The organism is Bacillus sp. B1-b2 (assembly GCF_009183415.1).
Classification (GTDB): Bacteria; Bacillota; Bacilli; order Bacillales; family Cytobacillaceae; genus Niallia.
In genome coordinates, this window is sequence record NZ_WEHU01000012.1 from 23142 (window position 1) to 39568 (window position 16427).

Genomic DNA, 16427 nt, shown 5'->3' on the forward strand with positions numbered 1-16427 from the left:
TTCACCCATTCAAATATGGAAATAGTAGGAAATCGGACGAGCTATGAAATAATGTATGATGCTTCAAACATGAAGAATTTGGAAAAACCTACTTTAAGAAAAATAGTCGTAGAAATCCTCTTATTATCATTACTTCCATGAAAAACAAAGGAAATAGACGGAGAATTACGCCTATTTCCTTAGAACACATGAAATCGGAGGAATTTTCCTTACTTAACCGGAAAAATCCGCTTATTAGCAAGGAAATTAACATTATATTTGCCATTAGTCGGAATTCTCCGCTTATTTTTTATACAGATGATTTATGTTTCAGTGGTGGGACTCCTATGGAATCTGCGAAAGCTTTATACCCTGCAGGCAAAAGGCAGACCTCCGCTAAATCTTCGAGCCCCATGGAAAGCGAACTGAACGCCTGTAACAGTAACCAAAACCCTATTTAGCAAGTTGATTACTTATACAAGTTCTCGACACACTCATGATATAAAAATTGGAGGCATTATCATTGACATTCTCTTTTTTCAACAAGCTGAAGCAAGAGAATATATCTCTTGCTCTGTTTCTAAGCTTTTATTTATTTTCTAGTAAATCCTGCAGTATACTGTTTTGATATAGCTGTTTCTTTTTGTAATTGTGAAGCTGCTTCTAATGTCCAATATGGATTGCGTAGCATGCCTCTTCCAACTGCAACTAAGTCTGCATCTTCATTTCCTATAACAGCATTTGCTAGTTCAGGTGTATCTAAACGACCAACTGCAATTACTGGAACATCTAAAGCTTCTTTATAAGCACGTGCTAATGGTAGTTGATAGCCTACATGAGTTCCAGGTCTTCCTGCTGCTGCAATTGGTCCTTCTCCACCAGCACTAACGTGGAAAATATCTACGCCAGCTTCCTTGTATTTCTTAGAGACTTCAATGCTTTCTTCTACACCATAGCCGCCCTCTACGTATTCTTTTCCAGAAATACGCATAATTAATGGCATGTTTTCTGGCATAACACTTTTTGCAGCTTTGATTACTTCTACACCAAATTTAGTTCGGTCTAAGCCATATTCATCTGTTCGTTTGTTTGTATAGGCAGAGTGGAATTGGTGAATTAAATAGCCGTGAGCTCCATGTAGTTCAATAGTATCTACACCTGCTTGAATGGCGCGAGCAATTGCATTCTTGAATTTTTCTACCATTACGTTTATTTCTGTCACACTTAATTCTCTTGGAGTTTTTGAGTTTTCATCAAAAGCAATAGGAGATGGTGCAACAGGCTTTTCGGCATCTTCAGCTTTTCTTCCTGCATGCGCAATTTGAATACCTACCTTTGCTCCATAAGAATGACAAGCATCGACAATTCTCTTCAGAGGAGCAATTTGTTCATCTGACCATAAACCTAGATCATAATCGGTTATTCGTCCATCAGGATCTACATCTGTCATTTCTATAATAATCAATCCTGTACCACCGATAGCTCTACTTACGTAATGAACGTAGTGCCAATCAGTCGCAATTCCGTCTTTATTTTCTACAGAATACTGACACATTGGTGGCATTACTACCCGATTTTGTAACGATAAATCTTTATAAGAAAAAGGGGTGAACAAGTCCTTCATACCAATCTTCCTTCTTTCCATACATAATTTTTACTGTTTAAAAAATACCACCAGTAGATTATATTTTCAACCATTATGCTTAAAGGAAACATAGAGTAAAAAAAGACACAAAAATTATGGAGAAAGCTTTTTCGTCTAAAAAATTGCAAGTTCAGTAAATACTTATAATAATAATTTTGTCATCTGAAATAAAATATATGTTTTCTCTATTACTTAAACTGAACACATAGATAGTAAAAATTTATATGTCAATTATTAACCTCCTAGTTAATAATCTGTAGATAGTAATTAATTAAGGTGCTCTAATATTGCTTAATAGGATAAAAAAAGGTAAGAAAAAGAAATGAAATACAAGTATTATAGAACTTGTAAGCGCAGTCAGTAAGTGTGATAGCGTTTACTAAAAGGTTGAGAGGAGATTATTCATATATTATTAAGTTAAGGTAATTTTAAAATTATATTTTATACAGAATAAAGTTAATTAAGATTATAGGTGAAGGGGGGAGTAATACTATGCTAAGTTTTCTTAATAAAAATAAAAATAAAAATAAAAAAAACAAAGAGAACCTTATTACAAAAATCTTTGCACCTACTAGTGGGAAAGTTGTACAAATTGAAAGTGTTGAAGACCCTGTATTTTCTCAAAAAATGATGGGAGATGGTTATGCTGTTATACCTGAATCTTCCGACGTATTTGCACCAGTTGAGGGTAGAATTGTCAGTGTTTTTCCAACGAAACACGCAATAAGTATTCTTACAACTAACGGTGAGGAAGTACTCATTCATATGGGTATTGATACGGTAAGTTTAGGGGGAAAACCATTTGAGATATTTGTTAAAGAAGGAGATAAGGTGAATGAAAAGGTTCAACTAGCATCTATTAATCTAGAATTATTGCAAAAGGAAAAAAAGGATCCTTCGATTATTATTATATTTACTAAAATAGATGAAGGAAAAGAACTATTAATTGAAGAGCTTGGTTATGCTAAAGAAGCAGATTATATAGGAAAAGTTAGGTAGATATATATTTTAATGAATAATAATGAAAAGGTATACAAAAATGAAGAGTCCTAAGTTTTAGACATTATCATTTTATATTGGAGGTTCAATCCTATGAAGTATGAAAAATTATCAGGGGAAATAATAGAAAAAGTAGGAGGAAAAGAGAATATTTCTTCTCTTATTCACTGTGCCACAAGATTAAGATTCACTCTAAAGGATCAAACCATTGCGGATACCGAAGGGCTAAATAACATGGAAGGTGTCCTTTCTGTCATTCAAGCTGGTGGTCAATATCAAGTAATTATAGGAAATCACGTTGCAGATGTTTATAAAGTTGTAGTAAAGATGGCAGATTTAAAAACAGATAATCATTCTTCAGAGGTAGATTTAGTGGAGGAAAATGCAGAGAAAAAGTCAGCAATGAATAGAATACTAGATACCTTTATAGGCATAATGTTCCCACTTATTGGAATAATGGCTGCGACTGGTATTGTTAAAGGCTTTTTAGCTCTAGCAACGGCATTAAACTGGATGGCTAACGATAGTGGAGCCTATCAACTGCTTTATACTGTAGCAGATTGTATGTTTTACTTTTTTCCTATTTTTGTAGGATTTACAGCAGCAAGACAGTTTAAAATGAATGAATTTGTTGGTATGGCAATCGGTGCATGTTTAGTATATCCGACTATAAGTACATTGTTAAGCGGTCAGCCTTTACAAGTACTTTTTGTAGGGACACCATTTGAATCACCTGTGTTTACCACATTTTTTGGTATTCCAGTAGTTTTAATGAATTATTCCGCTACAATTATTCCTGTTATTTTAGCAACATATGTAGCATCAAAATTAGAAAAAGCAATTAAAAAAATCACACCTGCAGTAATTGCAAGCTTTGTTGTTCCGATGTTTACGCTAATCATTATTGTTCCTTTTACCTTTTTAGTTATTGGACCGATTGCCGTTATTTTGAGTGAAGCAATTGGGTCGGCTATTGTAGGGACATATGAGATAAGTCCAGCTATTGTTAGTGGGATTGTAGGTGCTTTGTGGATTCCTTTAGTTATATTTGGACTACATGGTGCAGTTGTTCCTATAGCATTCGCAAATTACTTTACTATGGGATACGATGTAATATTACCAATGATAACTGGTCATAGTTTTGCAGCTGCTGGTGTAGTTCTAGCAATGGCTTTAAAAATTCAAGATAAGAAGAAAAAAGGATTGGCCTTATCTGCTGGTATATCTGCTGGAATAGTAGGAGTTACAGAGCCAGCAATATACGGGTTTCTGATCACCAATAAGAAATTATTAGGACTTGTATGTATTATTTCGGGGATTGGTGGTGGCCTAATTGGCTACACTGGCACGAAACTCTTTCAAATAAGTGGTCAAGGAATCTTTGCAATACCAAGTTTCATAGAATCTGAAGGATCAGGAGTCCCAACAGGATTAATAGTTATTGTTATTGTAATGATAGGGTCTTTTTTAGCAGCTTTCATTAGTACTTTACTGTTTTATAGAGAAAAAAATCAAACCGAATTAAGCTATTCTTCAAATATTAATAAATAAAAAATTATTTCATTCTACTTTAAGTATAGATAGAACTTGGTAAAGGAGAGAAGATAGATATGAATAATAGCTTTCTTTGGGGAGGGGCTATTGCAGCCAATCAAGCAGAAGGTGCATATTTAGAAGGCGGTAAAGGACTTACTTTAACGGATATATTACCTAATGCAAATCATGGCAGATGGGGTGCACTTAAAGATATAAAAAAAGCAGTAAATACACATTATGAATACTGTCCTGCTCATCAAGCGATTGATTTTTATCATCGATATAAAGAAGATATTGCTCTGTTTGCCGAGATGGGATTTAAGACATTTAGAACTTCTATTAATTGGGCAAGGATATTTCCAAATGGGGATGATTTAGAACCTAATGAGGAAGGGTTAGCATTTTATGATGACTTATTTTCAGAGTGCTTGAAATATGGGATAGAGCCATTAGTAACACTTAATCACTTTGACACACCCTTAGCATTGTATGAGAAGTACGGTGGCTGGAAGAATAGAAAATTAGTAAATTTTTACGAAAACTATTGCAATGTAGTTTTTCGAAGATATAAAAACAAAGTGAAATATTGGCTGACTTTTAACGAAATTAATATGATTATCCATCTACCCATTGTTGGAGGGTTAATAGATTTTAAAGAGGATGATAATATTGAGCAAGTAAAATATCAAGCTGCTCACCATCAGCTAGTAGCATCAGCTATAGCTACTAAGATGGCACATGAAATTAATCCAGAGTTTAAGATAGGTTGTATGTTAGGCGCTGGTAAAACATATCCTTATACCTGTAGCCCTAATGATGTATGGAAAGCTTACAAAGCAGATAGAGAAGGATACTTTTTTATTGATGTTCAAGCTAGGGGTTATTATCCAAGCTATAGTAACAAGTTCTTTAAAGATAATAATATTGTATTAGATGTAAAAGACGGAGATTTAGATATACTAAGAGAGAATACAGTAGATTTTATTTCCTTCAGCTACTACTCTTCACGTTTAATTAGTGCAGATCCAAAAATGAAGGATCAGACAGATGGAAATATTGTTCCTTCATTGAAAAATCCTTATTTAGAGACAAGTGAATGGGGATGGCAAATTGATCCACTAGCTTTACGTATTACATTAAATGAATTATATGATCGTTATCAAAAACCTTTATTTATCGTAGAAAATGGCCTTGGCGCGAAAGATATACCGGATGAAAATGGTTATGTTGAAGATGATTATAGAATTACTTATTTGCGAGAACATATTAAAGCTTTAAAAGCTGCAATAGAAGATGGAGTAGACCTTTGGGGTTATACTACGTGGGGATGTATTGATATAGTAAGCGCAAGTAATGGTGAAATGAGTAAAAGATATGGTTTTATCTATGTTGATCTAGATGACGATGGTAATGGAAGTTTAAGACGGACTAAGAAGAAATCCTTTAATTGGTATAAAAATGTAATAGCCTCTAATGGAGAAATATTGTAACTTATTAATTAATACAAGTAGATGAAAAGAATCCAATTTGAGGATTCTTTTTTTCTTTTGCGAGATAAGCATAATCTACCTAATTTTCTCTTTGTAGTATACTATAGTTAATAGAGTTACCAAAAATTAGTTTGCTCTTTTTATTAGGAGAGGATTTAGTTGAGTATGACAATAAATCAGTTGTTAAAGGATTTTGTAATCATTTCTGTTTTAAACAAAGAAGATAGTTTGGAAAATGCCCATAAAGATATTGAATTAATATATGTTATAAAAGGCCGATTACAAGTATGTGTGGAAAAAAAGGAATACGATTTGGGAAGATCTGATTTCCTATTAATTAATTCAAATGAATTACATTCTTTCACATCGAATGAAGAAAACTTATTTATCTTATTCCAGTTGGACTATATAAAGTTGAGTGAGCTTTTGGCTCAAAGTAAATTACTCTTTACATGTAATACAATAGAAAGACCCTTAATTCAAGACTTGGAATTACGCAAGGTGATGGAAGAATTAATTTCTGTGTATTTGAAGCAATCAAATAACCTTCAAGTTGGATTTTTAAGTAAAGTATTCAAACTAATCTCTATTTTGGAAGCGTATTACTTAACTAATAAAAATGCCTTAGAAATGAAAAATAAGTTATATGGAGATGATTCCAACAACAGATTATCTGATATAAAAGAATATATACAGGCACATTATCGCAACTTTTTGACATTAGAAGGGGTAGCTAGTGCTCATTATCTTTCCAGCCCATACTTGTCTAGGTTATTTAAGAATAAAACAGGAATGACTTTTTCTCGGTACTTAAATGAAATACGTCTTGCTCATGCTGTAGATGAGTTAATCAACTCAGATTATTCGATAACTCGAATTGCTCTAGATAATGGATTTCCTAATTTGGCTGCATTCAACCGGGTATTCAATGATTATTATAAAATGAAACCAGGTCAATTTAGAAAGCACTATTTCAAGCAAATTATGCAACCTCAAAAAGTAGAAACAGAGTTAGTTATTGAAAAAAATGATGAAGTTTTAACAGAGCTGCGTGAGTATTTAGAGGTAGAGAATGGTGAAGTTAAACCAGGTAAAAAACAACTAGCATATATAGATAGAAATATAGATGTTTATAAAAAAAATTGGGGGAATATTATTAATATAGGCTATGCTAAGGATATTTTGAGTTCAGATATGCAGGAACAAATTAAACTTATGCAAAGTGATATTGGCTTTCGATATGCTAGATTTTGGGGGATATTCAGTGATGAGATGAATGTTGAAGATTCTTCTGAAGATGAATTAACCTATAATTTTAATAATGTAAATAAATTGCTAGATTTTCTAATAAAAAATAATTTGAAACCCTTTATTGAACTTGGTCCAAAGCCGAAAATAATTTCCAAATCGATTGAGAAGGCAATCAATGTTCAGATTAGTCGTAGGAGAAATGTAGAGGAATGGAAAAATTTAATCAAGACATTCTTACTACACTGCATGGAACGTTATGGAGTAGATGAAGTAGAAACTTGGTATTTTGAACTGTGGAATCCATATATTGACCCGATTCGTAACGAGCAAAATATAGTAAATAATGATAGAAATACAAATACATTTCTCATTAATGAAGGGAAGTACAAAAAATATTTTGAACTTTTTGGTGTGTTAAGGAATGACATTAAAGAACTTGTTCCTTTAGCTAAAGTTGGCGGCTGTGGATTAACATTAGATGTAACAGAAGATATATTAGTATCATTTATAAAACAATGGTATACAGAAGATGTGCATCCTGATTTTCTATCTGCTTACTTATATCCAATTGAAATGGAAAGTAGAGAACAACATGGATCCAAAAGAAATTTACAGTCGGCTAATCCAATTTTTGTACAAAACAAACTAAGTAAACTCAGAGAGATTTTAAGCAATACAGGGTTTTCTAATCTAGAACTTAATGTTACAGAGTGGAATATATCGGTATCTAATCGCGATTATCTTCACGACAGTTGTTTTAAGGCCTCCTATATAGTGAAAAATATATTAGATAATATAAAGGAAAATCAAGTGAATATGATTGGCTACTGGCTTTTTTCTGATATCTTCAGTGATTTTAAAGATTCGAAAAACATTTTGCATGGTGGAGCTGGGCTAATTACTAAAAGTGGAATAAAAAAACCAAGCTATCATGCTTTTGTTCTTTTAAAACAATTAGGTAATAGTATAGTAGCAAAGGGAGATAATTTTATTGTAACGAAAAAATCAGGAGATAGGTATCAAGTATTATGTTTTAATTATAAGCATTTTAAGAACTCTTATTATTTACATCCTGATGCAAGTGTGGGGATAAATGAGCAATACGATATTTTTGAAGACAATGACTCTCTACCTTTTACACTTGAGATAAAGGGTATTCCTAATGGTAGGTATCGAATAAAAGAACATAAACAAAACCGTAAACATGGAAGCATTTTAGATGAGTGGCTTAAGTTTGGAGCAGTTACGGATATGAAACAAGATGAAGTTGATTTTCTTAAACAAATTTGTATTCCAGATATGAAAGTTCAGCATATTATAATTGAAGAAAATACTATTGTAATTGAAAGAGAATTAGAGCCCCATGAAGTCCGTCTTTTTGAGATTCATATGTTATTAGGGAATAAGTAATGAAAAAGGTCAGAAAATCAGTTGATTTTCTGACCTTTTTCGGGTAGTGAGAAATAAAAGATAAGAATTATATATCGATAATTAGCAATTACACCTTTAAAGTTAGGAGCTAATTTTAAAGGAGGCAAAAATACAAGTTTTTAGGTTAATAAAGCGATAGGGAAATCCAGGATAGAAAAGCTAAAATTTAACGTAATGTATAAAAAGACAGAATTCATTGAAGAGGTGAGAAGAATGAAAAAATTAATAGGGGTAGATTTAGGTGGGACTACTGTGAAATTTGCAATTTTGTCAGAAGAAGGTGTAATACAGCAGAAGTGGAGTATTGAGACAGACACTAAAGATGAAGGAGGGAAGATAATTCCTAATATTATTGATTCCATTAATCATCACTTATCTATACATGGTTTACAACATAGTGATTTCAAAGGAATTGGTATGGGATCTCCAGGATCTGTAAATGTGGAAAAAGGTAGTGTAATTGGTGCTTACAACTTAAATTGGCACACTTTACAACCAGTCAAGGAACAGATAGAAGCAGGAACGAATATTCCTTTTTATATGGATAATGACGCGAATGTGGCTGCTTTAGGAGAAGCTTGGAAGGGTGCAGGAGAAGGTGGCGAAAACGTCGTATTTATTACACTTGGAACAGGTGTTGGAGGAGGAATTATTTCAGAGGGTAATATAATTCATGGGCTCGGTGCTGCAGGTGAAATTGGACATATTAATGTAGATCCAAACGGCTATACGTGTACTTGTGGTAATGTTGGATGTTTAGAGACCGTAGCAAGTGCTACAGGTGTAGTTCGTTTAGCAAGAAAATTATCCGAAGAATATACGGGAGATTCTAAACTGAAATGGTTAATTGATGATGGACAAGAAGTTACAGCAAAAATTATATTTGACCAAGCTAAGCTAGAGGATGATCTGGCTACAGTAGTTGTAGATAGATTTTCTTTTTATCTAGGTTTAGCATGCAGCAACATTGCAAATATTTTACATCCTCAAACCATTATTATTGGTGGTGGTGTTTCGGCTGCAGGTGATATCTTAATTAATGGTGTCCAACAGTTTTTTTACAAATATACATTTCCACAAATTAGAAATAATACAAAGCTAAAATTAGCTCAATTAGGCAATGAGGCAGGAGTAATAGGAGCTGCTTCTCTGGTGAACCATAATCAAAGTTAATAAAAATAGTGGAGAGGTAAAAAATACACACCATATTTTTTACCTCTTTATTTAATTATTATCAGGAATTTATGAAAAAATAATGAAATTCATTGGTTTATTGGTTAATAGCTCGAAAGAAATAACGTTAAGCTAACGATATAATGAAATAGAAAATTGTTAAATTAAATAGTATTTAAAAGATTATATGTTAAAGGAGTGCCTGAATTATGCAACTTGGCATTATATCAAGCCCGATAGAATCAAGTTTTCAATCAGCTAATACGAAAGGATTAGCTTTTATAGAATTATGTGTAAACGAAGGTCAAGATGTTCAAGAATTCTATCAAAATCGTCATAACCTTTTAAAGTGGCAAAACAAATATAAAGTTAAAGTTGGCTCTATTGGTAGATGGAAATCGATTCGTATTGATGAAAAAGGTAATGTCATAAAAGCGGAGTTGGAAAGTTGCTATCGATTAATAGATGTAGCAAGTGAATTAGGTTGCATTAATTTTGTTAGCGGTTGCAACTTTGTGGACAACCTTTCATACTACGAAAACTGTACAGCAGCGATTGTCTTTTTCTCTCGACTAATAGAATATGCAAAAGAAAGAGGGGTAAATGTTTCCTCTTACAACTGTAGAAAAGTGAATTTTGTGCATAATCCTGAAGCTTGGAGAATTGTTCATGGTCATTTACATGAATTAGGAATTAAGTTTGATCCATCCCATAGTAGATATTATGGTGGGGATTATTTACAGGAAACTCTAGATTGGGGAAATCGTTTTAACCATGTTCATTTAAAGGGATCCTTAATCGTTAACGGGACTAGAGTTGATGATCCTCCAGCAGGCTTAGATCAAACAGATTGGAAATCATTTATTTCATTATTACGTGCAAAGGGCTATACAGGAGGTTTAAGTATAGAGCCTCATTCATCTATATGGACTGGTGAGTTAGGTGAGCAAGGTATTGACTACACTATTGACTATATGAAGAAATTACTATTTTAGGTGGAAGGAGCAGAATATATGACCATTAGAAAATTAAGGTATGGAATTATTGGAGCTGGTAGTAATGCAGAAAGAAAGCACTTAAATAATTATATGAATATTCCTAATGTAGAGCTTGTTTCTATATGTGATGTAAATATTGAAAGTGCAAATAGATTAGCAAATAAGTACAACATAACCAATATTTATAATGATTATATGGAAATGCTAGTGAACGAAGAGTTAGATCTTATAAGTGTTTGTACACCAAACTATACCCATGAAGAAATTACTATACAAGCTCTTATGCAAGGTATTCATGTCCATTGTGAGAAGCCACTTGCAGTCAATGCAGATTCTGCAAAGAAAATTGTAGAAGCGAAAAATAAATCTGGCAAATTAGTAATGGTTGGATTAAATAATCGGTTTACTAAAGAAGCTCTTACTTTAAAGAGTTTCATAGATAGAGGATGTTTAGGTGAAATTTATCGAGCAAAAGCAGGGTGGAGTCGACGAAGTGGAATACCAGGACGAGGTACTTGGTTCACTAATAAGGATTTTGCTGGTGGAGGGGTTATGATTGATTTAGGTGTCCACTATTTAGATCTAGCCTTATATTTAATGGGCATGCCAAACCCAACCTATGTTACAGGTTCGACGTATAATCATTTTAATAATTCAACTAATCGAAACCGAAATGGCTATAGAGGAAATTTAAACGGAGTTTTTGATGTTGAGGATACAGCAATTGGTTTTATGGGTCTGAATAATGGAGCATCTGTGCAATTTGAATTTAGTTGGGCTTCCAATATTGAAAAAGATGTTACAAAAATAGAATTGCTTGGCACAAAGGGTGGTGCGAGTTTAATTAATGGTGAGTTGAAAATTTATTCTGAGATAGCTGACACTTGTGTAAATATAACTCCTATATTAGATTCTACTAGCCATTTAATGAATGAATTTGATCATTTTGTTCAATGTATTCTTCATGGAGAAGAATTAATTTCTCCAGCTGAACATGGAGTATACATGATGGAAATTATTGATCAATTTTATGAATCTGCTATCCGTAAGGAACCAATTCATCTTTCATAATGAAGGATAAATTATATTTATAGATTTCTAGAAATAAATAATTGGAGGGGAATAGATAATGAAATTAGGATTTAACAGTGCTATTTTAGATGGATGTTCTTTTGAAGAAGTAATTGATTTTGCTTCAGAGCATGGGTTTTCTTGTGTGGAATTATGTGCTTGGCCAACGGGGAAAGCGGAGAGAAAGTATGCTGGTGTAACACATATTAATGTAGACGACTTAGATGGAGAATATGTAAAAAGCTACACTAAATCAAAAGGGATAGAAATATCAGCAATTGCCTATTACCCTAATCCTTTAGACAGTGATCGAGAAAAAGCTGATTACTATGTATCTCATATTAAAAAATGTTTAGAGGCTGCAAAAAGTTTAGACGTCCAGTTTGTAAACACCTTCTTAGGACGTGATCAATTTAAAACAGTGGAAGAAAATTTAGAAAAGGTGGTAACAGTATGGAAACCTATCATCGAGTTGGCTGAAGAGCTAGATGTTAAAATTGCTATTGAGAATTGTCCAATGCTTTTTACAACAGATGAGTGGCCAGGTGGGCAAAACTTAATGACAACTCCTGCTATCTTTAGAAAGGTTTTTGAGTTGATCCCAAGCAAACACTTTGGTTTAAACTATGATCCTTCTCATTTTGTATGGCAACAAATTAATTATCTAAAACCGATTTATGAGTTTAAGGAAAGAATATTCCACATACACTTTAAAGATATCAAAGTGTATAAAGATAAATTAGATGATGTGGGAATTATGGCAACACCACTTCAATATTTATCTCCAAAGTTACCAGGTTTTGGAGATGTGAATTGGGATAGCTATGTATCTGCTCTGACTGATATTGGTTATCGGGGGTATGCTGTTATTGAAGTGGAGGACAAGGCTTTTGAAGAGTCAATTGAACGAAGAAAAGATTCTATTATCATTAGCAAGAATTACTTGAGAAAGTATTTTGTATGAGTAGTATCTTTGAATGGAAGGGAAAATGATTGCCTAGACTTTTTAAAAATCAGAGGAAAGGAGAAAAACAATTTGCTCAATTGTATTTTCTTCTTTCTCTTTTTGTATAGAAAGAATTTATCCTATTAAGTACCACATTATGGTTAATATGAGGGGTGGATGAGGTGAGATTTAGTTCGCCATGGGATTTAGTTCAAGTAAATATATTAGAGCAAAATCAAATATTACAGCCTATTACAGAGCAAATCATGATTATTTATGTAATAGAAGGCCAAGCATCCGTATGCGAATCTGTGGATGTATTTCATTTGAAAAGGGAAGAGTTTATAATCTTAGAACCTTCTAAAGTTTATGAAATAATAGAACTGGAGGGAAACGTAGTTCTAATATCTTTTCAATATGAAAACGTGTTTTTTAAATGGAGAAATCATCATTCTCATTTCAGTGGTCATTCAAATAATCATCATTCCTCTATAGAATTAGAGCTATCCAAAAAACTACATAGCTTTCTAAGAATCTATTTTTCTCAAAATGAAGATAATGATTCATCGATGTATGAAATATATTTTGGAGTAATTGCTTATTTAGAGAAGTATTTTAGGAAAAAACATGCAAAGAGCAGTTCAGAAGAGAAATTTAACGCTCGAATAAATGAAGTAATTTCATATTTGAATATGAACTATTCACGAGAGATATCTTTATCAGAAGTAGCTGCATTATTTTATATATCAGAGCCCTACCTATCAAAGACATTTAAAAAAGTAGTTGGAATCTCTTTTACGCAATATCTTATGAGGAGAAGATTAGAAGGTGTAAAAAAAGACCTAGAAACAACCAATGAGTTCATTACAACAGTAGCTTTTAATAATGGTTTTTCAAATGTAAATTCATTTAATAAGTCTTTTAAAGCTGCGTTTGGCATAACACCTTCTGATTATAAAAAAATAAATTATATAAAGAAAGATGATTCACAGATTGGCAAGAATACTATATCAGTGCTAGAAGGTTTAAAAAAGCTTTCACCAAATAGCGAAGCCGTAGTATCTTACAAGTTAAAGGATACAATTAATACAAATTTAGAAGATACAATTACTATTCAGGCTAACCATTATAAAAACTACACAAAGAATTGGAATGAGATTATAAATATTGGCTATGCAGCAGATATATTATTAGCAAATTTAGAACAGCAAATAGGATTAATGCAAACTAGTATTCCATTTAAGTATGGTAGAGTTTGGGGCATTTTAAGTGATGACATGATTATTGAGAAAGATGAGATTGATGGTAAACTGTTGAACTTTGGAAAAGTTGATCGAGTGATTGAGATTTTAATTAAGAACAAAATGAAACCATTTTTAGACTTAGGTATTAAACCAAAAATGATTATAGGAAAAGAGTTTACTATTCATGCATCCTCGTTTAGTCAGAAATGCAGAACAATTGATGAATGGGGATTAATAGTTAAGGAGTTTGTCTCACATTGTGTCAATAAATTTGGATATGAGGAGGTATCTAGTTGGTACTTTGAACTATGGAAGCCGAGTGAAAAGGTACTTAACAGTATTCAGGGAGTAAAACAATTGGATAAATCTATGATTGGAAATAAATATTTTTTAGATTATTTTACAGTGATATATCGAGCTATTAAACAGGTTGCCTCTGAGGTGAAAGTTGGAGGAGGAGGTTTTAGCTTAGATATAGATGAAGAAGATACAGTAAATTTAATTGAAAAATGGTTAAAGTTAGATGTTAAACCGGATTTTCTCACCTTTACTATATTTCCTTTAGATCAATGTAATCATACGTTCTCCGAAACGAGGATTTCATCAGATGAACATTATATTTACATGAAAATAAGAGATAATTTTCAATATTTCAGAGAATTAAAATCCGATGTAGAATTAATAGTTGCAGAGTTCAATTGTACAGTTTCTAGTAGAGCGTCAATAAATGATAGTATATTTAAAGCAAGTTATTTGATAAAGAACTTTATAGAGAACATGGAGCATAATACTAAAATGAGTTATTGGCTCTTTTCTGATATTTTTAGTTACTCAGAAGACTCTAAAAGGTTGCTATTTGGGGGAACAGGAATAATTTCAAGGGACGGAATTCAAAAGTCTCCTTATTTTGCTTTTGAATTTTTGAATAGTTTAGGTAATCAACTGCTTCATCAAGAAGATGGAATTTTTGTTACTAGAAAGTTAGGACAGAGACTACAAGTATTGTTATACCACTATTCACATATTGGAGCAGAGAACAATTTCCTAAGCGAGAAAAGTATGAAGGATGATCAGGACGTCGAACATTTATACAATAGGGAAAGTAGAACATTTCAAGTAAATATTACAGGTATGAAAAAAGGGCAATATAAAATGAAAAAGAGAGTAATTAATAAGAAGGATGGAAGTATTATAGATAAGTTAAGTACATTTGAAAAAAACCACCATATTAAGCAAGAAGAAATTGCCTATTATCGCTCAACCTGTTTGCCATTAATGACGCTGGAGGAAGTTAATGTTCAAAGCGATAGATTAGTTATCAAAGAGCTACTTTATCCACATGAAGTAATGTTGATTGAAGTTGATTATATATACTAAATTTAAAATTATTTAAAGGATAAAGATGAACAACACATTTTTATCCTTTTTATTTTATTATTTTGTTAAATAGTTAAATAAAACAGAAGTTTTCATCAAATATGAATAAGAAGTTTCCTTAGAAATCCATTAAAATCTAAATTGTAAACACTTTCAAATAGAAGGGGACATTAATATATGAAAAAGTTGAAATTCGGAATAATAGGTTGTGGAGGAATTGCCAATACAAAACATTTGCCTGCATTAGCAAAATTGAAAGATAAAGTAGAAATTGTAGCCTTCTGTGATGTTATCTTGGAACGTGCTGAAAAGGCAGCTGCTGAATATGGTGTAGAAAACTCTTTAGTAACGGAAGATTATAAAGAAGTATTAAAAGATGAGTCTATTGATGTTATACATGTTTTAACACCAAATATCTCTCATTCATTTATTACAGTAGATTCATTAGAAGCTGGAAAACATGTAATGTGTGAAAAACCAATGGCAATTAATTATGAAGAAGGAAAGAAAATGTTAGATGCGGCAAAACGGACAGGAAAGAAATTAACAATTGGATATCAAAATAGATTTAGAGCAGATTCTCTAGCAACTTATGATGCTTGTCAAAAAGGTGAATTAGGTGAAGTTTACTTTGCTAAAGCACATGCTGTACGTCGTAAAGGTGTTCCAACTTGGGGAGTATTTCCTGATAAAGAAAAGCAAGGTGGAGGGACATTAATTGATATTGGTACACATGCACTGGATCTTACACTTTGGTATATGGACAATTATAAGCCTAAAACAGTATTAGGTTCTACTTATGCAAAACTAAAAAACAATCCAGAGGCTAATATGTTCGGTCCTTGGAACCCAGAAACATTTGAAACGGAAGATTCTGCATTTGGTCTTATTAAAATGGAAAATGGTGCTACGATTTTCTTGGAAGCAGCATGGGCATTAAATATGATTAATCCAAAAGAAGCTCAAGTTACACTATGCGGTACAGAGGGTGGAGCGGAGATGTTTGGCCAGGCATTTATTGATAGAGGTTATGTGGTATTCAATAAAGCTGCACATAACCAGTTGGAAGAAACGAAGCCTTCTGATGCTGGCGGTGTATTTGGATTCGAAGGTGGAAAATTAGAGCAACGTGATGCAGAAGCTATTCAATGGGTAGATGCAATTATAAATGATACTGAGCCCTTAGTAAAACCTGAACAAGCCTTAGTAGTTACTCAGATTCTAGAAGCAATTTATAAATCTGCAGAAACTGGTAAAGTAGTGGAACTATAAGAAGGAGGGGATCAT

At 32.6% G+C, this 16427-nt stretch carries 11 protein-coding genes; 10 read left to right on the forward strand and 1 reads right to left on the reverse strand.

Annotated elements, in window-relative coordinates:
- Positions 1-571: 571 nt before the first annotated feature.
- A complete protein-coding gene (locus F9279_RS13135) occupies positions 572-1603 on the reverse strand; it encodes an NADH:flavin oxidoreductase/NADH oxidase (protein ID WP_152113715.1) in 1032 nt (343 codons plus the stop codon).
- A 513-nt stretch (positions 1604-2116) separates the two neighbouring features.
- Between F9279_RS13135 and F9279_RS13140 the strand changes: the two genes are divergently transcribed.
- The 10 genes from F9279_RS13140 (at position 2117) to F9279_RS13185 (ending at position 16412) form a co-directional block, all read left to right on the forward strand.
- Positions 2117-2623 carry a PTS glucose transporter subunit IIA gene (locus tag F9279_RS13140; RefSeq protein ID WP_152113717.1) on the forward strand — a complete coding sequence of 169 codons (507 nt, stop codon included), beginning with the start codon at positions 2117-2119 and terminating at the stop codon, positions 2621-2623.
- Positions 2624-2716: 93 nt separating this feature from the next.
- Positions 2717-4174, forward strand: a complete 1458-nt coding sequence (locus F9279_RS13145) for a PTS transporter subunit EIIC (RefSeq protein ID WP_152113719.1) — start codon at positions 2717-2719, stop codon at positions 4172-4174.
- Between the two features lie 59 nt (positions 4175-4233).
- Positions 4234-5649, forward strand: coding sequence for a 6-phospho-beta-glucosidase (locus tag F9279_RS13150; RefSeq protein WP_152113721.1), 1416 nt, complete (start codon positions 4234-4236; stop codon positions 5647-5649).
- A gap of 165 nt (positions 5650-5814) precedes the next feature.
- Positions 5815-8310 carry a GH39 family glycosyl hydrolase gene (locus tag F9279_RS13155; RefSeq protein WP_226793502.1) on the forward strand — a complete coding sequence of 832 codons (2496 nt, stop codon included), beginning with the start codon at positions 5815-5817 and terminating at the stop codon, positions 8308-8310.
- Between the two features lie 234 nt (positions 8311-8544).
- Complete coding sequence (locus F9279_RS13160) at positions 8545-9504, forward strand: ROK family glucokinase (RefSeq protein WP_152113725.1); 960 nt, start codon at positions 8545-8547, stop codon at positions 9502-9504.
- A 209-nt stretch (positions 9505-9713) separates the two neighbouring features.
- Entirely contained in the window at positions 9714-10499 is a 786-nt protein-coding gene (locus tag F9279_RS13165) for a sugar phosphate isomerase/epimerase family protein (protein ID WP_152113727.1), read from the forward strand.
- Between the two features lie 18 nt (positions 10500-10517).
- Entirely contained in the window at positions 10518-11573 is a 1056-nt protein-coding gene (locus F9279_RS13170) for a Gfo/Idh/MocA family protein (protein ID WP_226793491.1), read from the forward strand.
- 58 nt (positions 11574-11631) lie between these two features.
- Positions 11632-12537 carry a sugar phosphate isomerase/epimerase family protein gene (locus F9279_RS13175; RefSeq protein WP_152113729.1) on the forward strand — a complete coding sequence of 302 codons (906 nt, stop codon included), beginning with the start codon at positions 11632-11634 and terminating at the stop codon, positions 12535-12537.
- Between the two features lie 164 nt (positions 12538-12701).
- Positions 12702-15140 (forward strand): GH39 family glycosyl hydrolase, encoded by a 2439-nt coding sequence (locus tag F9279_RS13180; protein WP_152113731.1) that lies wholly within the window; start codon positions 12702-12704, stop codon positions 15138-15140.
- Positions 15141-15317: 177 nt separating this feature from the next.
- Positions 15318-16412, forward strand: a complete 1095-nt coding sequence (locus tag F9279_RS13185) for a Gfo/Idh/MocA family protein (RefSeq protein WP_152113733.1) — start codon at positions 15318-15320, stop codon at positions 16410-16412.
- Positions 16413-16427: the final 15 nt, after the last annotated feature.